Annotated in this window: 25 protein-coding genes and 1 riboswitch; of the genes, 15 read left to right on the forward strand and 10 right to left on the reverse strand. The window is 28.1% G+C overall.

Annotated elements, in window-relative coordinates; genetic code table 11:
- Positions 1-13 precede the first annotated feature (13 nt).
- The 6 genes from TEGL_RS03200 to nadA all read right to left on the reverse strand — a co-directional run bounded on the left by TEGL_RS03200 (position 14) and on the right by nadA (position 4,919).
- Positions 14-673 carry a YdcF family protein gene (locus tag TEGL_RS03200; protein WP_018592339.1) on the reverse strand — a complete coding sequence of 220 codons (660 nt, stop codon included), beginning with the start codon at positions 671-673 and terminating at the stop codon, positions 14-16.
- A 25-nt stretch (positions 674-698) separates the two neighbouring features.
- Positions 699-1,502: a DUF3169 family protein gene (locus TEGL_RS03205; protein WP_338460400.1), complete on the reverse strand. Its 804-nt coding sequence runs from the start codon at positions 1,500-1,502 to the stop codon at positions 699-701.
- Positions 1,486-1,701 (reverse strand): helix-turn-helix transcriptional regulator, encoded by a 216-nt coding sequence (locus tag TEGL_RS03210; RefSeq protein ID WP_018592337.1) that lies wholly within the window; start codon positions 1,699-1,701, stop codon positions 1,486-1,488. Before TEGL_RS03210 ends, TEGL_RS03205 begins: the two co-directional genes overlap by 17 nt.
- A gap of 177 nt (positions 1,702-1,878) precedes the next feature.
- A complete protein-coding gene (nadC, locus tag TEGL_RS03215) occupies positions 1,879-2,718 on the reverse strand; it encodes a carboxylating nicotinate-nucleotide diphosphorylase (RefSeq protein ID WP_018592336.1) in 840 nt (279 codons plus the stop codon).
- Positions 2,711-4,003, reverse strand: a complete 1,293-nt coding sequence (locus TEGL_RS03220) for an L-aspartate oxidase (RefSeq protein ID WP_018592335.1) — start codon at positions 4,001-4,003, stop codon at positions 2,711-2,713. The genes nadC and TEGL_RS03220 overlap by 8 nt, the downstream gene beginning before the upstream one ends.
- The gene (nadA, locus tag TEGL_RS03225) at positions 3,993-4,919 is read right to left on the reverse strand and encodes a quinolinate synthase NadA (RefSeq protein ID WP_018592334.1); all 927 of its coding nucleotides are present in this window, start codon (positions 4,917-4,919) and stop codon (positions 3,993-3,995) included. Before nadA ends, TEGL_RS03220 begins: the two co-directional genes overlap by 11 nt.
- Before the next feature lie 233 nt (positions 4,920-5,152).
- Here nadA and TEGL_RS03230 point away from each other — a divergent pair, with 233 nt between their 5' ends.
- The 12 genes from TEGL_RS03230 (at position 5,153) to TEGL_RS03285 (ending at position 17,215) form a co-directional block, all read left to right on the forward strand.
- Positions 5,153-5,662 (forward strand): transcription repressor NadR, encoded by a 510-nt coding sequence (locus TEGL_RS03230; RefSeq protein ID WP_018592333.1) that lies wholly within the window; start codon positions 5,153-5,155, stop codon positions 5,660-5,662.
- A 138-nt stretch (positions 5,663-5,800) separates the two neighbouring features.
- The gene (locus TEGL_RS03235; RefSeq protein WP_018592332.1) at positions 5,801-6,997 is read left to right on the forward strand and encodes a sensor histidine kinase; all 1,197 of its coding nucleotides are present in this window, start codon (positions 5,801-5,803) and stop codon (positions 6,995-6,997) included.
- A 3-nt stretch (positions 6,998-7,000) separates the two neighbouring features.
- A complete protein-coding gene (locus TEGL_RS03240; protein ID WP_018592331.1) occupies positions 7,001-7,729 on the forward strand; it encodes a LytR/AlgR family response regulator transcription factor in 729 nt (242 codons plus the stop codon).
- Between the two features lie 140 nt (positions 7,730-7,869).
- Positions 7,870-9,288 (forward strand): carbon starvation CstA family protein, encoded by a 1,419-nt coding sequence (locus tag TEGL_RS03245; protein WP_026255196.1) that lies wholly within the window; start codon positions 7,870-7,872, stop codon positions 9,286-9,288.
- A 177-nt stretch (positions 9,289-9,465) separates the two neighbouring features.
- Positions 9,466-10,284 carry a MerR family transcriptional regulator gene (locus tag TEGL_RS03250; protein ID WP_161618796.1) on the forward strand — a complete coding sequence of 273 codons (819 nt, stop codon included), beginning with the start codon at positions 9,466-9,468 and terminating at the stop codon, positions 10,282-10,284.
- Between the two features lie 115 nt (positions 10,285-10,399).
- A complete protein-coding gene (locus tag TEGL_RS03255; RefSeq protein ID WP_018592328.1) occupies positions 10,400-10,957 on the forward strand; it encodes an HD domain-containing protein in 558 nt (185 codons plus the stop codon).
- Positions 10,958-11,349: 392 nt separating this feature from the next.
- Positions 11,350-11,736: a desulfoferrodoxin family protein gene (locus TEGL_RS03260; protein ID WP_018592327.1), complete on the forward strand. Its 387-nt coding sequence runs from the start codon at positions 11,350-11,352 to the stop codon at positions 11,734-11,736.
- A gap of 375 nt (positions 11,737-12,111) precedes the next feature.
- Positions 12,112-12,441 (forward strand): PadR family transcriptional regulator, encoded by a 330-nt coding sequence (locus TEGL_RS03265; RefSeq protein WP_338460401.1) that lies wholly within the window; start codon positions 12,112-12,114, stop codon positions 12,439-12,441.
- 15 nt (positions 12,442-12,456) lie between these two features.
- Complete coding sequence (locus TEGL_RS03270; protein WP_018592325.1) at positions 12,457-13,113, forward strand: permease prefix domain 1-containing protein; 657 nt, start codon at positions 12,457-12,459, stop codon at positions 13,111-13,113.
- Positions 13,113-14,063 (forward strand): DUF4097 family beta strand repeat-containing protein, encoded by a 951-nt coding sequence (locus tag TEGL_RS03275; RefSeq protein WP_018592324.1) that lies wholly within the window; start codon positions 13,113-13,115, stop codon positions 14,061-14,063. The genes TEGL_RS03270 and TEGL_RS03275 overlap by 1 nt, the downstream gene beginning before the upstream one ends.
- 129 nt (positions 14,064-14,192) lie before the next feature.
- Positions 14,193-16,121, forward strand: coding sequence for a carbohydrate-binding domain-containing protein (locus TEGL_RS03280; protein ID WP_018592323.1), 1,929 nt, complete (start codon positions 14,193-14,195; stop codon positions 16,119-16,121).
- A gap of 158 nt (positions 16,122-16,279) precedes the next feature.
- Positions 16,280-17,215, forward strand: coding sequence for a hypothetical protein (locus TEGL_RS03285; protein ID WP_018592322.1), 936 nt, complete (start codon positions 16,280-16,282; stop codon positions 17,213-17,215).
- Positions 17,216-17,311: 96 nt separating this feature from the next.
- Here the strand turns inward: TEGL_RS03285 and TEGL_RS03290 are convergent, their stop codons facing one another.
- The 4 genes from TEGL_RS03290 to TEGL_RS03305 all read right to left on the reverse strand — a co-directional run bounded on the left by TEGL_RS03290 (position 17,312) and on the right by TEGL_RS03305 (position 20,752).
- A complete protein-coding gene (locus tag TEGL_RS03290) occupies positions 17,312-18,511 on the reverse strand; it encodes a sensor histidine kinase (protein WP_018592321.1) in 1,200 nt (399 codons plus the stop codon).
- On the reverse strand, positions 18,511-19,185 hold the full coding sequence (locus TEGL_RS03295) for a response regulator transcription factor (RefSeq protein ID WP_018592320.1): 675 nt from the start codon (positions 19,183-19,185) through the stop codon (positions 18,511-18,513). The genes TEGL_RS03290 and TEGL_RS03295 overlap by 1 nt, the downstream gene beginning before the upstream one ends.
- Before the next feature lie 137 nt (positions 19,186-19,322).
- Positions 19,323-20,009, reverse strand: coding sequence for a DUF4956 domain-containing protein (locus TEGL_RS03300; RefSeq protein WP_018592319.1), 687 nt, complete (start codon positions 20,007-20,009; stop codon positions 19,323-19,325).
- Positions 20,003-20,752 (reverse strand): polyphosphate polymerase domain-containing protein, encoded by a 750-nt coding sequence (locus TEGL_RS03305; protein ID WP_018592318.1) that lies wholly within the window; start codon positions 20,750-20,752, stop codon positions 20,003-20,005. The genes TEGL_RS03300 and TEGL_RS03305 overlap by 7 nt, the downstream gene beginning before the upstream one ends.
- 152 nt (positions 20,753-20,904) lie before the next feature.
- Positions 20,905-21,081: riboswitch (cobalamin riboswitch) on the forward strand.
- Positions 21,082-21,286: 205 nt separating this feature from the next.
- On the opposite strand from TEGL_RS03305, the gene TEGL_RS03310 reads away from it, so the two are divergent.
- Genes TEGL_RS03310 through cbiQ form a run of 3 tightly spaced genes read left to right on the forward strand, consistent with a single transcriptional unit; the run spans position 21,287 to position 23,008 of the window.
- Positions 21,287-22,003, forward strand: coding sequence for an energy-coupling factor ABC transporter permease (locus TEGL_RS03310; protein ID WP_018592316.1), 717 nt, complete (start codon positions 21,287-21,289; stop codon positions 22,001-22,003).
- A complete protein-coding gene (locus TEGL_RS03315; RefSeq protein WP_018592315.1) occupies positions 22,003-22,332 on the forward strand; it encodes an energy-coupling factor ABC transporter substrate-binding protein in 330 nt (109 codons plus the stop codon). The genes TEGL_RS03310 and TEGL_RS03315 overlap by 1 nt, the downstream gene beginning before the upstream one ends.
- Positions 22,319-23,008, forward strand: a complete 690-nt coding sequence (gene cbiQ, locus TEGL_RS03320; protein WP_018592314.1) for a cobalt ECF transporter T component CbiQ — start codon at positions 22,319-22,321, stop codon at positions 23,006-23,008. Before TEGL_RS03315 ends, cbiQ begins: the two co-directional genes overlap by 14 nt.
- Positions 23,009-23,010 lie beyond the last annotated feature (2 nt).

Genomic DNA, 23,010 nt, shown 5'->3' on the forward strand with positions numbered 1-23,010 from the left:
AGAGTTCTCTTTATTATTTTGTTGATAATAAGTGCTTAACATATCCTAAGTTAATTAATTTTTCATAAGCATTATAAACTTCACAAGGGATATCTTGCTTAATTTGAAATCCATTTTTTCCATATAAATCAATTCGCTGTAAATCACCAACCATAATGCTTATAAATTCATCTTTTGAAATCTCTCCACTAGAATAAAAAGAACAGTATTCCTCATAGCTATGTTGAGGAGATGTAATAAGAAAATTAATTTCTGGCCACTGTTTTTTTATGGTAGCAAAGGTCCTTCTTTCTCTATAAGGTTTATCTACTATTAAAAAAGATGAAGGGTGCAAGCCTAAATTTTTTAATATTTTTTTTGTTTTACTTATATTTTCACCAGTATTTGAAGCTTCATTTTCGATAATAATTTTGTTTTTGGGAACACCCATGTTCATAGCAATTTCTGCAAATTTATCTCCTTCAGTCATACTCCATAGATCTTTTGTAATTCTGCCGAAACCACCTGTGAAAATTATATTATCAGCATATCCTTTTAAAAGAAGTTCAGCACATCTTTTGGGAACATGTATGTCATGGCTTCCAAGTCCTAAAATAACTCCAACTTTCTCAGGTTTTTGATTTAGAATATGGTAATTCCATAATATTTTTCCATAATAATCTATATTGTTCATAAGGCCTCCATATTTCTGAAGTTTTTTACTTTGATATTGAACATTTAATTGACTCCATACAATAAGAAACTGTTTGAACTAGCCATATAATTGTCACCATTGTCAAAGGAAGAAGTCCAAAACCCCATAAATAAGAGCCTAAAACGCAAAATATCCAAAGTATAACACATGTTGTAGATACAGAGGAAAATGCTTTATAAGAGCTTTTATATATACCTAGCTTTATAGCCTCATCACAGCTATCTATCCATTTTTCACTAAATTTTGTATCATATATACTACCTTTTAAGAAAGGATTAATTTCTTTTTCTAAATTAACTATTTTCTTTTGGATTAATATAGAAGACACAATACATATTACAAATCCTATAATGTAACAAATAATTTTTATAATGCTTAGTTCACCGCTTACATTATCAAAAGGTAGTAATATAGTACCTACTCCAAAGAAAAATAATCCAATAATCATGTTTATTGAAACAGCCAATAGGATATAAGATAATTTTTCCTCTATTTTATCTATTGTATGATCATCTTCACTTGTTTCTTTCCATAATTCATACTCTTTTTTTGAATTAGTGTATACAATTTTATATGCTATTATTACTAATATAGAAAATACAAGACTTGCAAATGGTGTAATTATCTTAAGTATATTTATCAATAGACTAGGAACGCTATCTCCAAGAATCTCCTTTAAATATCCAGACATACCCCCTAAAATACCTCCAAAAATGAAAGACACAACTAATACTATAGCGAAACCTTTAAAAGCTTTTTTATCTTCTTTTTTTATTTCAATTTCTCGAATATTATTCAATAACCTCATCCTCCTCATAACTAAAAATATCCTCCACACTAGCATTGAAAATCTTTGCTATTTTTAATGCTAAAGTAACTGAAGGGGAATAATCTCCACGTTCAATTTGGCTAATGGTCTGTCTAGATACTCCAACTAGGTTTCCCATCTGAGTTTGATTTACATTAATCTTAGCTCGATATTCTTTTAAACGATTATTTAATGGCATATAATCCTCCTAACTAATCACATTGTGAATATGACAATTATAGTTGTCATAATTAAATATTAACTTTGACAACTATAGTTGTCAAGAGGGAATTTAGTTTAATATATAAAATTACTTGATAAATAAAAAGAGTAATAGTTTTAGATTGAAATTATCTAAAACTATTACTGCTCATCTTCATATATTTTTTAAGTTTTTCATACTAAGATCAAGATTTTTTACAGAATGAGTAAGAGCACCCACAGATATGAAATCAACACCAATCTCAGCAATAGATTTAATGTTTTCTAATCTTACATTACCAGAAAACTCTATAATGGCTTTATCACCAATCATATTTATTGCTTCTTTAGCCACTTCCAAACTCATATTATCTAACATAATAATATCGGCTTTAGCTTGTAAAGCTTCTTTAACCATATCTAAGGTTTCAGTTTCAACTTCAATTTTTCTAACAAAAGATGAATTTTCTCTACAAAGCTTAACAGCATTAGTAATACCACCAGCTGCTGCAATGTGATTGTCTTTTAGCATAACACCATCAGATAAATTAAATCTATGATTATGACCACCACCAACTTTAACAGCATATTTTTCAAGGATTTTTAAGTTAGGTGTAGTTTTTCTCGTATCTAATAATTTAGCATTTGTATGCTCAATTTCTTTGACATATTTATTAGTAAGTGTGGCAATGCCGCTCATTCTTTGTAATAAATTTAGAGCAACACGCTCGCCTTGAAGAATAACTCTAGTATTACCTTTTAGAAGAGCTATTTTATCACCGGGATAAATTTTATCTCCATCATTTTTTAAAAAAGTAACTTCAATATGGCCAAGAATTTTGAAAACTCTTTCAAAAACTTTAAGTCCAGCGATGATTCCTTCTTCTTTACAAATTAAATCTACAGTAGAATTACTATCTTCATTAATTACAGAATTTGTACTTATATCTTCTCCTGGGATATCTTCCACAAGAGCATCTTTAATTATTTTATCTACTACTAAAAAATTAATCATCTATAACTCCACCTTTATCTTTAATAGCATTCACAACTATGAGTCTATTTGCTTCTTCGATTTCTTCTCTGCTAGTATATATTTCATCAATATCTACTTTTGTTAGATTAAATTCATCTATACTTTCATTAATATTTTTGGCAGCTCTTTTAGAGAAAACAAGGCCTTCAAGCAAAGAGTTACTAGCAAGTCTATTGGCACCATGAATTCCTGTGCAAGCAGTTTCGCCAACAGCATATAGATTTTTCATGGAAGTTTTACTGCTTAAATCAACTTTTATACCGCCCATAAAATAATGTTGAGCAGGAGAAACTTTTATAGGCTCTTTTGTAATATTAGTGCCTTTTTCTAAACATTTATTATAAATAGTAGAGAAGCGATTTTTAAGATATTCTTCATTTAAGAAACTAATATCAAGATACACATAAGGTGTATTAGTTTTTTTCATTTCATTGAAAATTGCCTCAGATACTACGTCTCTAGGTTGAAGTTCGTCCACAAATCTCTCTCCATTAATATTGTAAAGCTTTCCACCTTCACCTCTTACAGACTCAGATATTAAAAATCTTCTTTCATCACCAGATTCATCATAAAAAGCAGTTGGATGAATTTGAATATAATTAATATCTTTAAGTTCTATTTCATGTCTAAGAGCTACAGCCAAACCATCGCCTCTTAAAATTCTTTGGCTAGTAGAGTTTTTATATAAACCACCAATTCCACCACAAGCAAGAACTACAAATTTAGCAAATACATTGATTTGTTCTTTATCTTTTAATAAGATAGCACCAATACATTTATCGTTTCGTTCAATTATATCAACAAGGAATGTATCTTCTGAAATTCTTACATTTTTACGTTGAAAAGCATTTTTTACAAGAGTTTTCTCAACGTTCTCTCCAGTGTTATCTTGTGTGTGTATAATTCTATTTACACAGTGAGCACCTTCTTTTGTATAATCCCAATTACCATTTTCATCTTTATCAACATCAAGTCCCAAAGAGACTAGGTAATCCACATTTTCAATAGACTCCTTTGTTAGCACACTTACAGCTTGAATATCATTTTCGTATTTACCAGCTTTTAAAGTATCTTCCGTGAAAAATGGAACATCATCCAAATCTCTGGCTACAGAAATACCACCCTGAGCCAAAGATGTATTAGTACAATCTATTTTATCCTTTGAAACTACCATTACATCTAAATCTTGACGAAGATTTAGAGCACAATACAATCCAGCTACACCAGATCCAACTACTAAAACGTCTACATATTTATTTTCCACAAAGAACCATCTCCCCTAATTTATGCATGTTTTCTAGAGATGTTAAAGCTTTTTCTGATATTTCTTTATCTAGAATCACTTCATCTATTTTGCCACATAAAGCATCATAAACTTTTTCCAAAGAAGTTTTTTTCATGTTAGGACAAATCATTCTTTCAGGGAAATAAAACTTCTTACTAGGATTTCTTTTATTTAATTCATATAAAATACCTTCCTCTGTACAAATTATAAATTCTTCATCTTCACATTTTGTAGCATAGTTTATGATTCCGCTTGTGCTTCCTATATAATCAGCCAAGTCTCTAACTGGCTTGTTACATTCTGGATGAGCTAAAATTTTTACATTTGGATGATCTTTCTTAGCATTTAATACTTCCTCGGAAGTAAGTCTTTCATGAGTAGGGCAGAAACCTTCCCACAAAATAAACTCTTTTTCTGGGAAAAATTCAGCTATGTAGCCACCTAAATTTCTATCTGGTAAAAATAAAATTTCTTTATTAGGCACATTTTTTAGAATGTCTAAAGCACTAGATGAAGTAACAGAAACATCACAAAGGGCTTTAACTTCATAAGATGAGTTTATATAACATACTTTAAAAGCATTTGGATATTTTTCCATCATTTCTTCTAAATCAGAAGCATTAGCCATATCAGCCATTGGACATCCAGCATTAGTAGCTGGTAAGATGATTTTTTTGTGTGGAGATAAAATTTTAGCACTTTCCCCCATAAATTTTACTCCGCAGAATATAATTAATTCTTCCTCACAATCACGAGCAATTTTGCTCAAATAATATGAATCTCCAACATAATCAGCGATTTCTTGTATTTCATCAGGCTCATATAGATGAGCAAGTATTATAGCGTTTTTTTCTTTTTTTAACTGCAAAATATTTTCTTTTAAAATATTCCTCATATTTACACCCTTTTCTGTTATAATGTTTTTACAAGTGTATATACACTTGTAAAAACATTATAACACCGCAGTTATTACTACACAACAAAAAATACAATAGTTAAAAACTTAATAATATGCAATGTTGATATATTGTATATTAAGTATAATAAATGACCTATTGATTTATATTAAAAATCTATATAGAATAGTAAAAAGATAGATAAACTAATTATTTAAGAAGAAGGTGTGTTATGAATAGCAATGAAAGAAGAGAAAAATTACTACATATACTAAAAACATATAATAGACCAGTTAAAGGTGTGGATTTAGCAAAAGAACTTAATGTAACAAGACAGATTGTTGTAAAAGATATTGCATTATTAAGAGCTTCTGGAATTGATATATTAGCTACATCTACTGGATATATAATATACACTATAAGAAATCAAGAATTTAAAATAAAATGTAAGAATCATTATAATGAGGAGCATATTTTATTAGAATTACAAACAATTATTGATTTAGGTGGAAAGGTGAAGGATGTTATAGTAGATCATCCTACATATGGAACTATAAAAGCTGAATTAAATCTTGCATCAAATAGAGATCTCAAAATATTTATGGAAAATAGTAAAAAGAATGGATTTAAACAATTATCCAGTTTAACACAAGATTATCATGTTCACACAATAGAAGTACCAGATGAAAATACTTTAGAAGAAATAAAAAAAGAATTAAAAGAAGTAAACATATTATTATAAAATTTAAACTTATTAAGGGTAGCATCATTATTGATGCACCCTTTTTTAATGAAATGAAATATATATTAATTGATTGTTTATTTGAAATAAAATAAAGTAGTAATATATACTTAATGTGGAGGGAAATGGAGGAATCATATGAAAACAGATTATTTAATAGCATTGATGGAAAAGACAAGTTTGTTAGTAATGCTATTTTTATTAATTAGTAGATTAAATACGTTTAAAAGAATTTTTGAAAAAGAAAAATACAGTAAAAAAGATTTAGCTGTTATATCTATAATATTTACTTCTTTGGCAATAATGGCAACCTATAACGGAATTCACTATAAAGGATCTATTGTAAATACAAGAATAATTTCTATAGTATCTGGTGGTGTATTATTTGGGCCTGTTGTTAGTATTCCAGCAGGATTTATTGCAGGAGCACATAGATATTTTATTGATCCAGGTGGAATGACATCTGTACCTTGTTTTATATCTAGTGTTATGGCTGGAATATTATCTGGTATCGCACACAAAAAAATACCAAAATCATCAAGGGCTTTTTGGGGAATTTTAATTGGTATGATTTCGGAAAATATAACAATATTTTTAATATATTTTATTTCAAAACCTACAAATTTAGCTATTGATATTATAAGGGCCATATATTTACCTCTTATTGTTGGACAATTGGGGATAGGATTTATGGTTTCTATTGTACAAGTAATAGAAAAAGATAAAAAAGAGATAGAAGAAAGGAAAAAAGCAGAAATAACATCCCTTCAAAGGCAGATTAACCCACATTTTATATTCAATGCTTTGAATACAATAGCATCATTTATACGCTTTGACCCTCAAAAAGCAAGAGAGCTTATAATAAATTTATCTACTTATCTTAGACACAATTTAGAGTTTAATGATAAACCCATAAGTATAAAAAAAGAAATAGATCAGGTAAAATCATTTGTGGAAATAGAAAAAGCAAGATTCGGTGAAAAACTAAAAGTTATTTATGACATAGATGATGTGGATGTTAAAATACCAAGTTTAATTATTCAGCCACTAGTTGAAAATGCCATTATTCATGGAATTTTAAGCAAGGAGAAAAATAAAAGTGGACAAGTAATTGTTTCTGTTAAGGATTTAGGAGAAAAAGTTAAAGTATCTGTTAAAGATGATGGCATAGGAATAGACGACAAAGTTATAGAAGATTTGTATTCAGGAAATATGCCTGAAAATAAAATAGGACTTTATAATGTACATTTAAGGCTAAAATTATATTATCATAGAGGGTTAGACATAAAAAAATTAGACAGTGGAACCTTGATCGAGTTTTACGTGGGGAGGTAAGAAATGAAAGTTATTATAGTTGATGATGAATATCCAGCAAGAAAAGAGTTAAGATATTTTATTGAAAAATATACAGAAATGGAAATTGTGGACGAGTTTGATAATGGATTAGATGTACTTAATTTTATACAGGAAAATACATTAGATGTCATATTTCTAGATATTAATATTCCAAAATTAGATGGAATGCTTTTAGCCAAAACGATAAATAAATTTGAGAGAAAACCCAAAATAGTTTTTATAACTGCTTATGATAATTATGCAGTGGAAGCATTTAATTTAGATACTTTTGACTATATTTTAAAACCATATTCAGATGAAAGAATAATTTCCATGTTAGGTAAATTGAAAAATGCTATCCTTGAAGATAATTGTAAAGATAAAATCGAGTATCAAAAGGTTAGCAATAAAATAAGCCTTTGGAAAAATGATAAAATTCATATAGTTGATGTAAGTGACATTTGTTATTGTGAAGCAAGAGAAAGATATACACATATTTTTACTAAAGATGAAGAATATGAAATAAGAGAATGTATATCAGAAGTAGAAAAAACAATCAATAATGATAGTTTTTTTAGAACCCATAGATCTTATTTAGTAAATCTAGAAAAAATAGAAGAAATAATACCTTGGTTTAACAATACATATATATTAAAACTAAACAAAGGAAAATATGAGATAACAGTAAGTAGGGGTAGAGTGAAATTATTTAGGCAACTTATGAATATATAAATGCAATTCATGTATAATTTATGACAATTCATACATAAGAAATAGTTTTCCGAACTAGAAATAGTATCATTTTGGTATAGAGATGGAAAATGATAAAAGAATACCAATCTCTACAAAAAACTATAGAGGGAGTAGGAATTATGATTACTTTTTTTAGTGCAATTGTTATTTTAGTTTTAGGTTATTTCTTATACGGACGATTTGTAGAAAGAACATTTGGAATTGATGATTCATTAAAAACTCCAGCAATAACTTTAGAAGATGGAGTTGACTATGTTCCAATGGACTGGAAGAAAATATTCCTTATTCAATTTTTAAACATCGCAGGGCTTGGACCAATATTTGGGGCAATTCAAGGGGCATTATTTGGACCGGCAGCATTTTTATGGATAGTATTTGGAACAATATTTGCAGGTGGTGTACATGACTTTTTATCAGGTTATTTATCACTTAAAAATAAAGGAGTATCAGCATCAGAACTTGTTGGTATTTATCTAGGGGAAAATGCAAGAAAAGTAATGGTAGTATTCAGTGTAGTATTATTAGTTTTAGTAGGTGTAGTATTTGTAACTGGACCAGCAGGACTTTTAAACAACTTAACTAAAATCGATACAACAGTATGGGTAGTAGTGATATTTGCTTATTATATTCTAGCAACAATACTTCCAATAGACAAAGTTATAGGAAAAATATATCCTCTATTTGGAGCTGCGCTTATAATAATGGCTGTTGGTATAGCAGGTGGGTTAATAGTAAAAGGTTACAATATACCAGAAGTAGCTTTAACTAACTTACATCCAGGTGGAAAATCAATTTTCCCATATTTATTTATAACAATAGCTTGTGGTGCAATATCAGGGTTCCATGCAACACAATCACCTTTAATGGCTAGATGTGTTGAGCATGAAAGAGAAATAAGACCAGTATTTTACGGATCAATGGTAGCAGAAGGCATCATAGCTTTAATATGGGCAGCAGCAGCAATGGCGTTCTTCCATGGTGAACCACAATTACAAGCACTTTATGGAACAAATCCAGCAGTAGGTGTTCAAGAAATGTCAGTTACTTTACTTGGATCAGTAGGAGCAGGACTAGCAATACTAGGAGTTGTAGCATGTCCAATAACTTCAGGTGATACAGCATTTAGAAGTGCTAGACTTACAATAGCTGACACATTTAATATAAAACAAGATGCAATTAAAAATAGATTTATGATAGCAATACCTTTATTTGCAGTAGGTGTAGCTTTAACATTTATAGATTTTAACATAATATGGAGATATTTTGCATGGTCAAACCAAACATTAGCTATGATAATGTTATGGACAGGAACAATGTTCTTACTTAAGGCTAATAAAAACTATTTTATAACTGTTATACCAGCAATATTTATGACAGTAGTAACATTTAGTTATATAATGCAAGCTCCAGAAGGATTTAGATTATCACCAGCAATAGGTAATGGAGTAGGTTTAGCTGCAGGTTTAATTTTCGCAGTTATATTCTTTAATAAAGTAAGAAAAGTAAAAGCTGAGGGTAATAAACAAAACATAGCTTAATAGTTGATAACATTAATATATAAAACCCCATTATAAAAAAGAAAAAATAAACTACTTGGTATGTGCTAAGTAGTTTATTTTTATGTTGAAAGATTATAAATTTACTTATTTATTGCATTATATTAAACACTTTTTTAATATATAAGTATAGAGATGAGATTAAAAAGGATGGTATATATGAAAGATAAATATTTAATTGGAGAGGTAAGCAAACTGTTCAACATTTCCCGGGACACCTTGGTTCATTATGATAATATAGGTTTATTAAGCCCTAAGAAAGATAAAAATAATGGATATAGATATTATAAAATTGAAGATTTAAATTGCTTAACAGATATAATTTTTTATAAAACATTAAATCTTTCTTTAAATGATATTGATAAGGTAATGAAAGACTCTTCTCCAGAACAAGTTTTAAGCCTTATTAAAGATAAAGAAATATACATACATAAAGAAATCGAAAAACTAAAGAAGGTTCAACAAAGACTAGAGATGATGAAAATATCTGTGGAAGAGTGTATTTATGACTCTAAAAAAGTAGAGCTAGTAAAAGATGAAAGAGAAAGCTACTTCTTTTTAGAAATCACAAAGGAAGATAAGTTCAATGATTTTATAGAACTTGTAGAAAAAATTCAAAATATAGATCAATATATATTTGATTATATAAATTTTTCTTTCTTAATAGATGAAGGTGATTTATTTGATAATGATGCAGAGAAAAAAATCAAATGGGGCCTTACTATAACAGACAATATAGAAAAAATAAAAGATAACATAGAAAGTAAAAGTATTGAATTTATATCAGAAGAACAATATATGTATACGGTAATAGCTTTAGATGACAAGGCTTATGATAATTGGATAAGATATGTAAGAAAAATAGTAATAGAAAATAATATTAATGTATCTGGTCCCATACTTGGACAAATGTTATTAACTGTATATAAAGATGAAAGTCCTATTGATTATTTTGGTCTTTATATTCCTGTGAAATAAAATTTACTGAGTTAATATGGCCATATAATGTATATGCACGAATGACATATGTCATGTAAATTAATAATATGTCTATGATAAAGTATAATTAACATATATATACAGGAGAGTTGCTATGAATAATACTAATCAAGTTATTGAATTTATAAAAGAAATAGAAAATTTAAAATCAGTTACAAGAACTGCTTGGACAAAAACTGGTCGAAGAGAATCTACGGCAGAGCATTCTTGGAGGCTGGCAATGTTGTTAATGGTCTTAGAAGAGGATTTTAAAGATGTTGATATTAACAAAGCCATAAAGATGAGTTTAATTCATGATTTAGGTGAGCTTTATGATGGTGATATATCAGCAAAACTGCAAAGTGTAGATGATAATAAATCGCATATGGAAGAGAGTGCTATGAAAAGAATGTTAACAACATTACCAGAAAGTTTAAGTGGTAAAATATATGATTTGTGGAAAGAATATAATGAGTGTTCTACAAAAGAAGCTAAGCTTGTAAAAGCTATGGATAAACTTGAAACTATAGTTCAACACAACCAAGGGAAAAATCCTGATGATTTTGATTATGAATTTAATTTGAAATATGGATCACAGTATTTTGAAGATAATGGGAAGCTTAGATTAATGAGGAATATAATTGATGAAGATACAAAGCTTAGTATGAAGTAAAAAATATTAAATAAATTTTAAAATTATTTAAAAGTTGCTAAATGATCATAGCAACCTTTTTGTTTTTATAGTAATGTAAAGTCTTATGAGTAAAATTAACAAAATATAACAACAGGTATTATAAAAAGGTTTTATTTATTTCATTTGATTTTTAACTTAATAGAAACAGTGCATTGGTATGCTTACTATAAGCAAAAAACTTTTAAATGATTATTTGGAAAGTAGTCAGATAGAATGATTGAGATTGACAGTGGTTATAATTATATATAAGATAAAATTAAGAGTATATGATGAATTATACTTGTATTATTATCTAGGAGGCTACAACCTGGAAGTTATAAAATAATCACAATTATTAATAGTTGAGGATTTAATATGGAGGAGGTTATAGAATGAACAATTCAAAAAAATTTTTTATATGCAGTGTTTGTGGAAACTTAATAGAAATGATAGACCATAAAGGACCTAAAGTAGTATGTTGTGGTAAAACAATGAATGAGCTAGTGGCAAATACAACAGAAGCCTCAGTAGAAAAACATATACCAGTATTAAATATAAATGAAAATAAAGTAAAAGTACAAGTTGGAAGCACATTACATCCTATGATACAAGAGCATCATATAAGTTGGATATATCTGCTAACTACACAAGGTGTGCAACGTAAACATTTAGAAATAGATAGTGATCCAATTATAGAATTTACATTAACTGAAGATGATAAAGTATTAGAAGCATATGCTTATTGTAATCTTCATGGATTATGGAAAGTAGAATTATAGATAAAAAGCTAAGTGAGTTATCTAAAATATAAGATAATTGTATATGAAGAACTCTAGCAATTAGAGTTCTTTTTGCTTGTACGAAAGTATGTTGTAGGTTTACTGGGTATTTATTATTTCTATAAATATTTACATTTAATTAATTATAAAAAAATAAGAAAAATGGGTGTATAAGGAATTTTGCGCTTGAGCACGACATCAAAGTACAAGAGTAATATAAACCGATGTTAATAGTAACTATATTATATATATTTAATATAGTTACTATTTTTTTATTATTAACATATTCTAAGAAAAAACATATTATATTTTTGTATATACCTTGACAGGCGAAGTATATAAAGTTACTATAATAGTAAAATAAGGAAAAAGGAGATGCTACTCTTGTCAATTACATCAGATTTACTAAGGGGACATACAGACACCATAATATTAAATGAACTTATAAAAGGCGATAGCTATGGATACGCCATTAATAAAGTAATAAAAGAAAAAACAAATAATCTTTATGAATTAAAAGAAGCTACATTATATTCAGCATTTAGAAGGTTAGAAAAAGCTGAGTTAATTACATCATATTGGGGAAATGAAGGAAGTGGAGCTAGAAGAAGATATTATTCAATCACTGAAATGGGAAGACAAACTTATGAACAGAATAAGTTGGATTGGGAAGAAGCTAAAAATATAATTGATAGTTTAATTTAAGGAGGATGGTATATTATGATAGGAAACTATGAAGTGAAAATAAAGGATTATGTACAAGAACTATTTGAAAATGCGCCCCAAAATCGAAGAACAGAAGAGTTTAAAGAAGAATTATTAGCAAATTTATTAGATAAATATTATGACTTATTACAAAGCAATATGGACGATGAGATAGCTTACAATAAGGTTATTTCAAGTATAGGAAATATTGATAATTTATTTGAAAAAGATCCTTTAGAAATAACGAAGGAAAGTTGGGATAAGAAAAAAAGTGCAAAAATTACTGCAATATCAGTAATGATGTATATATTATGCCCTGTAAGTGTAATAGTTTTTGAAGGCTTAGGATTTGAAACTTTAGGAGTAGTTATAATGTTCTTATTAATAGCAGGAGCTACAGGTCTTTTAATTTATAACAATATGACAAAGCCACAATATATTAAAAAAGATGATACTTTAGTAGAGGATTTTAAAGAATGGAAAAGTACTACTAATAAAAGTAGAAGAGTGAGAAAATCTATTGAAAGTGCTATGTGGGCAATAATTACAGCAATATATTTACTAATAAGCTTTACAACAGGTGCATGGCATATAACATGGATAATGTTTATAATAGGTGCAGCTATAGAAAAAGTAATAAGAGCTTACTTTGAATATAAGGAGATAGATTAATGAATGATAAAAATTGGGTCAAATTTAGAATGATCATTTGGTCTATTGTTGCAATTTTATTATCACTAGTATTAGCAGTAGGCATAAAAGGATGGGGTGGAAATGTATTTTCAGGTAATATTTTTAATAGAAGCTTTACAGCCTCAAATATGAAAGTAGTAAAAGAATTAAAATTTGATGATATAAATCATATAAAGGGTATAAAAACTGATTTTAACGCCAGTGATTTAATTATTACTGAAAATAATGAAGATAATATAAAAGTAATTGTGAAATGCAATAAAATATTAAAAAATAATAAGTATATCAATGCGCACATTAATTCAGATACATTAAAACTTGAGGATTTTAATAATAAATCAAGTAGAAATATATTTGGAATATTTAATGGATATTCTTTACAAGTGGAAATAAAGATCCCAAAATCTTATAAGGAAAATATAGCTATTAACAACAGAGTAGGTGATATAACATTTGATTCAAATTTAAATTTAAATAATCTATCTATTGATGTTATAACTGGAGATATTGATGGAAATCAAAAAATAAATTCTAATAAAATTACTATAAACAACAAAGTTGGAGATGTGAACTTTAATTATCTATATGGGAAAGAAGTATCTATTAAAGGAAAAACTGGAGATATTGATATAGACAAATTTAGTGGAAAAGGTAGTATAGAATCTCAAGTTGGAGATATAACTTGTGATATAGAAAATTTAAATGGAGACTTTAGGATTAAATCAAAGGTTGGAGACGTGGAGTTATATACAAATAAAAATTTAAGTTTTATTTTTGAAGGAAATAATAATTTTGGAGATTTAGATACAAAATTAGAGTTTAACAATGTATCACAATCATCAGATTCTTTTATTGGACAATATGGAAATAATCCAGTGAATAAGATTATAGCAAATGTAAAAACAGGAGATATAAGCATAAATGATTAAAAAAGAAGGACTAAGTTCCTTCTTTTTTTATGTGCTAAAATATTATAAATTATGTGATTTAAGATTACTTTAAGATAAGAATGATATGATTTTTTCATAAGGATAAATGATTTTATGGAGGATGAACTTATGAATAAAAAATTAATAGCAGTTTTATCTGCTTTTTCATTATGTGTAAGTATGACGGCATGTTCAAATAAAAATAATGATACATCAAAAGAAAGTAAAGCTGGTAGCACAAATATTAGTACAACAACTAACAAAAATGCTACAACCTTGTTAAGTAAATCAAGTGAAGAAGTAGAAACAATAAGAAATATCGGTACATATATAAAGCTTAGTGATAATAATACAACTGTTGAAGGTAGTGGTGTGGATGTAGATGGAAATGTAATTACTATAAATACGGCAGGAACGTATAGTATTAGCGGAAAGTTAAGTGATGGACAAATTATAGTAAATACAGATAAGGAAAAGAAGACTTATATTCTTCTAGATGGAGTTGATATTACATGTAAAAGTAATTCTCCAATTCAAATATTAAGCTCTGAAAAAACTGTATTTGCCATAGCTGATGATAGTGAAAACAAAATTTCAGATGGGGAAACTTATGATAAAGCAGAAAATAACCAAGATGCAGCAATATTTAGTAAAGAAGATCTTACTTTTATAGGAAATGGATATTTGCAAGTTAATGGGAATTACGATAAGGGAATAGTGAGCAAAGATGATTTAATGATTGAAAGTGGGAATATAAGTGTAAAATCAGTGGCAGATGGAATAAAGGGAAAAGACTCTATTGTAGTTAGAGGCGGAAAATTAACTATAGATGCAGGTGGAGATGGAATTCAAGCATATAACGCTGAGGAAGAAGATAAAGGTTATGTATCTTTAGAAGATGGAACTATAAAAATTACAGCAGAACAAGATGGAGTTCAAGCAGAAACTAACTTGTTAGTAGCTGGTGGAAATATTGATATTACAACTGGTGGAGGAAGCAAAAATAGTAGCAGTAAAGATGGATGGGGCCAATGGGACGGTGGTAAACCAGGAGAATCTATGAAAAGTAATACTACTGAAACAGAAGACACTACTAGTGCAAAAGGAATTAAAGCAAGTTCTGTAATTCAAGTAGATGATGGAAGTATTAATATAGACTCTTCTGATGATTCAATACATTCAAATAGTAAATTGATTGTAAACAATGGAGATTTTAACTTGTCTTCTGGAGATGATGGAACTCACGCAGATGCTGAACTAGAAATCAACGGTGGTACATTAAATATAACAAAGTCTTATGAAGGAATAGAAGCTACAGATATAACTATAAATGACGGAGATATACATGTGGTATCCAGTGATGATGGATTAAATGCAGCAGGTGGAGCAGATGGATCGTCTACAAATGGAAGACCAGGGCAAAATAAAATGGAGTCAACAACAAGTGGCACAGCAACTATAAACGGTGGATACTTAGTTATAAATGCTAATGGAGATGGATTAGATGCAAATGGCAATTTAACAATGACAGGAGGAACTGCCATAGTAAATGGACCAACTAATGGAGGAAACGGATCATTAGATTATGATGGTGATTTCAATATGAGTGGAGGAACTTTAATAGCAGCAGGAAGTTTAGGAATGGCTCAAACTCCAAGTTCTTCATCAAAATTAAATACCATAAATGTAAGTTTAACTTCTCAAGAAGCTAATACTTTAATAAGGGTAGAATCAGAAAATGGTGATGATATAGTTACTTTTTCACCTGCTAAAACTTATTCATCAGTAGTTATATGTACTCCTAATATAAAATCAAAAGAAACATACAAGGTATATGTGGGAGGATCTTGTAGTGGAAAAGAAAAAGATGGATTATACTCAGGTGGAAGTTACACTAAGGGAACTGAGGTAGGAAGTAGTGAAATTTCAGATGTAATAACTAATATTACTCAAGAAGGTGTGTCAAGTAATAGTAATCAACCAGGAGGCGTTGGAGGAAATAGAGGCGAAAAGATGACTCCTCCTTCTGGAAATAATAGTAGTATGGAAAATATGTAAAGGTCATTAAAAAAAGAGATTATCTAAATAAATTATTTAGGTAGTCTCTTTTTTATTTATTTTAATCTAGTGAAGTATTGTAATCTATTGTAATTATATAAGCAAATGGTGATATGATAATATTTATATAAGTACAATATTTTGAGGGGGAAATGGGTATGGAATATATTTATAAATTCATTGAATATATAAATGAAAATAGTATATTAAGCATTGGTTTACTGATTTTTGTAATCTTCTTTTTAGTGTACTTATACACAAATAAAGAAGAAACTGAAAATTATCTAGGATTAAAATTAGTAGGATTCTATTTATTAGGGGCATTTACATTTAATTTTAATCTTGATAGCTTTACTTTAATCATTCCTGTAGGTTTTATTATATATTTAGCTTTTATGAAAAACAAAGAAAGAGCAAATAATATAATAAAGAAAAAGGCAAGTGTTTTAGGTGTTGTTATACTTTGCTTAGGGGGGCTAAATTCATTAATATATAATAAGGTAGAATATAGAGATAGAGAAATACCTATAAAAAACATAAGTATTAAAAGTTTAAAAAATGATTATGAAATTATAAAAAAAGAATTAGATATAGAGCATATGTTAGGTGTGGAGTCTTTTGAATTAGAGTACAATGAAAATAATAAAATAAGAAGTCTACGTTATACTATACAAGATTTAAACAATAAGACTTATTATATATCAGGGAATGATAATGGCTATAGTATAAGTACAAGAAAAACAAATGAAAACGAAAATGAAATTTCAATGTTTAGTTCAATTGATAATTATAATATGTACATTGAAAAACTTTTAGATGCTATAAGCAATATAAAATTTAAGAAATATGAAAATAGTGCTTATTATACTGTAATATATAGAGATGAAGAAGAGTTTTACGAGGATGATGATAGTTTATATACTGTAGACTTGAGCAATTATTCAACAGAAAAATTAAATTCAAAAAATCCCCTAGATAATGCTGTTGCTATAAGCCATATGCCTATGAGAGAACTCAGTGAAGGTTCATGGGAAAGTATAAAAACGGATACTTATTTAATAAGTTATGAGATAGATGAAGAACAGGAAGAATAGCTTTATTAATGAAGAAAGACTGTATGAAAATTAAATTATATACAGTCTTTTATAATATATTTATATAAAATAGCCAATTAAAAATAGATTTTATTTTTACAAAGAAAGAGGTAATTCCACCGTAAAGGTTGCATCTTTATTAAAATTACTAGTAGCATAAATTTTTCCTTTATGCTGTTCAACAATAGATTTTGCAATTGACAGACCTAGTCCATATCCACCAGTTTCCCTATCTCTAGAATCATCTACTCTATAAAATCTTTCAAATATTTTATTTAGCTTATCCTTAGGAATACCATCTCCAGTATTTTTTATTATTAATTTAGCTTTATTTTTATCTGTAATTAATACAACAGAGATAGAGCCACATTTATTTGTGTATTTAACTGCATTATCCATAAGAATACTAAGCAATTTTTTTACACTATCATCATTACCATTTATCATGATATTTTTACTTATATTAGTTTCTAGTGTGATTCTATTTTCAAAAATAACAGCATCAAAAGTTAAAAGCATACTATATACAATATTGCTAAGATTCATATTTGAAAATATTAATTTATTTTCCTTCACATCTAACTTTGCAAGAGAAAGCATTTCATTTACTAAATCAGACATTCGATCTGACTGAGAATCAATATACTTAATCCATTTAGATTGATTTTTTATTGTATCTTCAGGGTTGCTCATTAATAATGAAGTATTTGTTTTAATTATGCTTAAGGGCGTTTTTAACTCATGAGAAGCATCTGCAATAAATTGCCTTTGCTTATTAAAAGTTTCCTTAATAGGTTCGATGCTTTTATTAGTAAGAAAAATACTTATTATTAGTAGAATAACAAGGCTTATGGATCCAGCTAAAACAAAAATCTGTATTAATCTTATTTTTAAACTTTCCTCTGAGGATATATTTAAAAGTACAATTTTTGAATAATTTCCAAATGACCTTTTTTCATATTTATAAGTATAATCATCTATTTTAGTTTTGCCCCTATCCTTAGTATTTTTATAAATACTGTTTATACAGTTTTGTAATTTTGCAGCAGTCATGTCGTAATTGAGATGAACAAAGTAATTTGTTATACTTCCACTATTATCAAGTTCTACAATGATATTTCCATTATTAGGTTTTTGTTTTGGAGCATTATTCATAAGTGAATCAATAGTCATATTTGTTTCCCTGTTAATGCTATGGTTGGTCATAAAATAGAGAAATCCAAAAATACTTATAAAAACTACAGTTAGCAAAGTCATATTTATTAAAATAAATCTTGTTTTTAGTTTTTTAAACATTATTGCTCCTCCAGTTTATATCCAGCTCTTCTTATGGTTGTGATTTTAACAGAAGAGTTAATAAAAGTTAGTTTTTTTCTAATAAAGGAGATATAAACCTCTATGTTATTGTATTCAACATCAGAATCAAATCCCCAAAGTTTAGTGATTAAATCATCTTTACTTACAATATTTTTAGGTCGTTGCATAAAATAGTTTAGTATTTCAAACTCTTTTTGAGTGAGAGTTACTTTAGCATCTTTACAACTTAAATCGTAATTGGATATATTTAAATTAATATCACCATAACTTAATAAATTATCATTTATTACTTCACCTTTTCTTCGTGAAATTGCTCTAATTCTTGCTAATAATTCCTTTGGATCAAAAGGTTTTGCTAAGTAATCATCCGCGCCTAAATCAAGACCAGTGACTTTGTCATCAACGGAGTCTTTGGCCGTTAATAAAAGTATAGGTGTTGAAATATTTTCTTTTCTAAGTTTATTTAAAATTTCCAATCCATTTAGTTTAGGAAGCATTATATCCAAAATTATTACATCATAAATGCATGTTAGAGCGTATTCCAATCCGTTTTCTCCATCATAAACTGCATCAACACTATATTTATTGTTAATTAATATTTGACTTAAGGCTTCAGAAAGTTGTTTTTCATCTTCTACTAATAAAAGTTTCAATATATTTTCCTCCAAGAAGCTTCAACTTGAGCAAGGTCTTTATTCAAAGTTTAAAGGTGCCTACACATCTCTAAGATAAAGCGAATTTTATTATATTATACAACAAAACCCCTTAAAAAATTTTAAGGGGAAACAAATTAATTATCACCATAGCTTGTACTAGAAAGGGTAAGGGTAATATTTAAGTTACCATTTCTACATCTCAATTCATCTAAAAATGACTTTTGATTTACATCAGGCTTAAGGTTAATTAAATAGCTTAATTCAAATAAAGAGCCAAAGTCTCTTGTTCTAACGCGTTCTATATTATAAGAAGCAGTATAATTATCTAATATTTCTTCAAAGACACCTTCATAATTTAAATCTTCAGGTATAGTAATTTTTAATTGCATAGTTTTATTTTTAGGCTCTGTAAACTTAGTTATATGTAAGCCTATCATTACCGCAGATAATATTAATGTAAATAAAACAGCATAAGTAATATATCCCATACCACAAGTAAGGCCAATGGCTAAAGTAAAGAATATATATGCAATATCTTTTGGGTCTCCAGGTGCACTTCTAAAACGAATTATGGAAAATGCTCCTGCTAAAGAAAAAGCTCTAGCTACATTGTTGCCAACAAGTAAAATAATTATAGATATTATTACAGGCAGCATAATTAAAGTTGTACTAAATCCTGAGTTATAATTTGATTTTTTGTTTGTTTTCATATAGACCACGCTAATTAAAATTCCTAAAACTATAGACGTGGTTATTACTATAAGAGAATTGGTCAGAGTAAAGGATTCTCCAGTTGTTGATGCGATTATTGTTTCTAACATATCTCAGCTCCTATTTCATTATTTTCTTTATTACTTAAGCAATATTTCATAAATTCATTACCATATTTTGAAAAATGAGTTGGATAAATTTCCAATTCAGATAAAATTCTTGTAAACCATAAAGGTATGGCACCTAATATTTTTACTTCCATAAGGTATTTTCCTTCTCCAACTACATCTTCACCAAAACTACCTTCTTCCAAGTGAAGGTGATTTCTTCTAGTTAAAACCCTTGAATCAAAAGTAACTCTAAATTCAGGATTATCCTTGCAAAAGAAAGCATTTCTATCATAAGAAATAAACACAGTAGGATAAACTTTTGTATTATTAAGATAGTACTCTATTTCACTAAGAACCTGATTATCCATGTAATCTTCAACTAGGGGTGTTTTATTATTATAAAGAAATTCATAAGCATCACCTAAGGAAAGAGAAAGTCTTCTTTTACTAACGATACCGTTGATTTTCTTCTTTAGCTCCAAGAATACTTTATCATTAGTATTAGTTGGAACCTTATAACTTCTTAGTCTAAGTTTTTCTTTATAATATGGTTTTGATATGGAATGTCTTATGACATCACTATTTTTTGTATCATAATAGATGTTATAGATACTATAAGTATTGTTGTTTTGGCAAAATTTATCATGGTTCATATAATCCAGAAGTTTTGGAAGTATCTCATTATATTGGCCCTCTGATATTAAAAATTTTTTCTCATAGCGTTTAAATGATTTTATTGCCATATTTATCACCTCTTTAGCAATGTATTTTATAATATGAGTATAATAATTTAACCTTAAAAGAATCTTAAAGATAAATTTTTAACATATTTTTATTAAAATAAATTTTTCTTATGGAATATAAACATAATTTGGTATAGAATTAAATTGTAAGAATAATAAAAAATATTTTAGGTTCTTTAACGATTAATAGGGAAAGAGGTGAAACCCCTCTACAACCCCCGTTACTGTAATGTGGACGAAACTCAGCAAACCACTGTAGTATGAACTATGGGAAGGTGAGGAGTAGAATGAAGCTAAGTCAGGATACCTGCCTAAAATATCAAAAGAAATTTCTTCGGGGTGAAGGAAGTATCTTATTAGAAAACATTTTATGTTGGAAATTAAAAGATACGAACCTGGCCTTTTGGTTAGGTTTTTTTAATTATCAACAAATAAGGAAACATAATATTTAGTTACAACAAGAAAACCTAGTTAAATGAATCAAAATAATAAGATATACACCCTAAAAATAATTAAAAGGGAGATGTATGTAGTATGAAAAAAAGTAATGTAAAATGGTCATTAATAGCAGCATTTATGCTAATGATCACACCAGTAGTCTCAAATGCAATGCACATCATGGAAGGTTTTTTACCAGTAAAATGGGCAATAATTTGGTGGGTAATATTTATTCCATTTTTCGTAGTAGGACTTAAAAATATTGCTAAAATAGTTAAAGAACAACCTAAAAAGAAATTATTATTAGCTCTTTGTGGAGCCTTCGTCTTTGTATTATCAGCATTAAAAATTCCATCAGTTACAGGAAGTTGCTCACATCCAACAGGTGTAGGACTTGCGGCAATATTATTTGGACCTAGTGCAACAGTTGTTTTAGGTACAATAGTATTATTATTCCAAGCATTGTTATTAGCTCATGGTGGAATTACAACTTTAGGAGCAAATGCTTTTTCAATGGCAATTGTAGGGCCATTAGTTTCTTTTGGAATATGGAAGCTATGTAAGGACAAAATGGATAAAAAAGTTGCAGTATTTTTAGCAGCAGCCTTAGGTGATTTGTTAACATATACAGTAACATCATTCCAATTAGGTCTTGCTTTCCCGGATCCAGCAGGTGGATTTATGGCTTCGGCAGTAAAATTCCTAGGAGTATTCTTTGTTACTCAAGTACCTATAGCAATAGCAGAAGGATTACTTACAGTTATAATTTATAACTTTATAACTGAAAATGAGGAGAGAGAGGTGTTAGCATAATGCAAAGTTCAACAACAAAAAAGTCTAGTAATATGAAGTTAACTGTGATTTTGTTTCTATTAGTTTTAGCTATAATTATTGTTCCATTAATAACTCAAAAAGGTGCGGAGTTTGGAGGAGCAGATGGAGAGGCAGAAGGTGTAATAACTGAGATAAATCCAGAGTATGAGCCATGGTTTAGTAGTTTAGTAGAACCTGCAAGTGGGGAAATTGAAAGTTTACTATTTGCATCGCAAGCAGCACTTGGAGCAGGAATAATAGGATATTATATAGGAACTACTAGAACTAAGAAAAAAATGAGAGAAGAAAGTTTAAATGATAATAGATGATTATGCTTATAAAAATAAGCTATCTAAAGTAAATCCAAATATGAAATTTGCCATAGGCATGCTACTACTAATTTTATCTTTAATTAATCCTTACAATTATATATCCTTATTGGTTATAGGTATAATGAGTTTTGTTATAGTTGGAATTGCAAAAATTGAATTTAAAGATTATATTCATTTTATTAAAATTCCCTTGGTATTTTTAATTTTAAGTATAATTATGATACTTTTAAATTTTTCTAAAGATAAAGAATCATTATTATACAGTATAAATATAGGAAGTTTATATATAGGTGTTTCAAATGAATCAATAGTATCATCAACACGTTTATTTTTTAGAGCATTATCATGTTTGACTTGTATTTATTTTATAATGCTTACAACACCTTTTAATCAATTAATATTTGTATTTAAAAAACTACATTTACCAGATATAGTTTTAGAAATTTCCATGTTAATGTATAGATTTATATTTATATTTATGGAAGAAGTTTCAGATATAAGAAAATCTCAAGAACTTAGATTTGGATATATAAATTTGAAAAATGGATATAACTCTTTTGGGTTATTAGTAAATATGTTATTCAAAAGGATGATGATAAGATATGATGAGATGAGTATAGTTTTAGATATGAAGCTTTATGATGGCACATTTTATATTGTAGAGGAAGATTAATA

Origin of the sequence: Terrisporobacter glycolicus ATCC 14880 = DSM 1288, from assembly GCF_036812735.1 — a bacterium.
GTDB classification, from domain to species: Bacteria; Bacillota; Clostridia; order Peptostreptococcales; family Peptostreptococcaceae; genus Terrisporobacter; species Terrisporobacter glycolicus.

Excerpts from the sequence above, each read along its gene's own strand:
- TEGL_RS03235 (WP_018592332.1), top strand. The coding sequence starts at position 5,801 with ATGAAAACAGATTATTTAATAGCATTGATGGAAAAGACAAGTTTGTTA.
- TEGL_RS03300 (WP_018592319.1), bottom strand. The coding sequence starts at position 20,009 with ATGTTAGAAACAATAATCGCATCAACAACTGGAGAATCCTTTACTCTG.
- cbiQ (WP_018592314.1), top strand. The coding sequence starts at position 22,319 with ATGATAATAGATGATTATGCTTATAAAAATAAGCTATCTAAAGTAAAT.
- TEGL_RS03265 (WP_338460401.1), top strand. The coding sequence starts at position 12,112 with ATGCTACTCTTGTCAATTACATCAGATTTACTAAGGGGACATACAGAC.
- TEGL_RS03280 (WP_018592323.1), top strand. The coding sequence starts at position 14,193 with ATGAATAAAAAATTAATAGCAGTTTTATCTGCTTTTTCATTATGTGTA.
- TEGL_RS03305 (WP_018592318.1), bottom strand. The coding sequence starts at position 20,752 with ATGGCAATAAAATCATTTAAACGCTATGAGAAAAAATTTTTAATATCA.
- nadC (WP_018592336.1), bottom strand. The coding sequence starts at position 2,718 with ATGATTAATTTTTTAGTAGTAGATAAAATAATTAAAGATGCTCTTGTG.
- TEGL_RS03210 (WP_018592337.1), bottom strand. The coding sequence starts at position 1,701 with ATGCCATTAAATAATCGTTTAAAAGAATATCGAGCTAAGATTAATGTA.
- TEGL_RS03240 (WP_018592331.1), top strand. The coding sequence starts at position 7,001 with ATGAAAGTTATTATAGTTGATGATGAATATCCAGCAAGAAAAGAGTTA.
- TEGL_RS03260 (WP_018592327.1), top strand. The coding sequence starts at position 11,350 with ATGAACAATTCAAAAAAATTTTTTATATGCAGTGTTTGTGGAAACTTA.
- TEGL_RS03200 (WP_018592339.1), bottom strand. The coding sequence starts at position 673 with ATGAACAATATAGATTATTATGGAAAAATATTATGGAATTACCATATT.
- nadA (WP_018592334.1), bottom strand. The coding sequence starts at position 4,919 with ATGAGGAATATTTTAAAAGAAAATATTTTGCAGTTAAAAAAAGAAAAA.
- TEGL_RS03275 (WP_018592324.1), top strand. The coding sequence starts at position 13,113 with ATGAATGATAAAAATTGGGTCAAATTTAGAATGATCATTTGGTCTATT.
- TEGL_RS03245 (WP_026255196.1), top strand. The coding sequence starts at position 7,870 with ATGATTACTTTTTTTAGTGCAATTGTTATTTTAGTTTTAGGTTATTTC.
- TEGL_RS03205 (WP_338460400.1), bottom strand. The coding sequence starts at position 1,502 with ATGAGGTTATTGAATAATATTCGAGAAATTGAAATAAAAAAAGAAGAT.
- TEGL_RS03290 (WP_018592321.1), bottom strand. The coding sequence starts at position 18,511 with ATGTTTAAAAAACTAAAAACAAGATTTATTTTAATAAATATGACTTTG.
- TEGL_RS03315 (WP_018592315.1), top strand. The coding sequence starts at position 22,003 with ATGCAAAGTTCAACAACAAAAAAGTCTAGTAATATGAAGTTAACTGTG.
- TEGL_RS03270 (WP_018592325.1), top strand. The coding sequence starts at position 12,457 with ATGATAGGAAACTATGAAGTGAAAATAAAGGATTATGTACAAGAACTA.
- TEGL_RS03310 (WP_018592316.1), top strand. The coding sequence starts at position 21,287 with ATGAAAAAAAGTAATGTAAAATGGTCATTAATAGCAGCATTTATGCTA.
- TEGL_RS03230 (WP_018592333.1), top strand. The coding sequence starts at position 5,153 with ATGAATAGCAATGAAAGAAGAGAAAAATTACTACATATACTAAAAACA.
- TEGL_RS03255 (WP_018592328.1), top strand. The coding sequence starts at position 10,400 with ATGAATAATACTAATCAAGTTATTGAATTTATAAAAGAAATAGAAAAT.
- TEGL_RS03285 (WP_018592322.1), top strand. The coding sequence starts at position 16,280 with ATGGAATATATTTATAAATTCATTGAATATATAAATGAAAATAGTATA.
- TEGL_RS03250 (WP_161618796.1), top strand. The coding sequence starts at position 9,466 with ATGAAAGATAAATATTTAATTGGAGAGGTAAGCAAACTGTTCAACATT.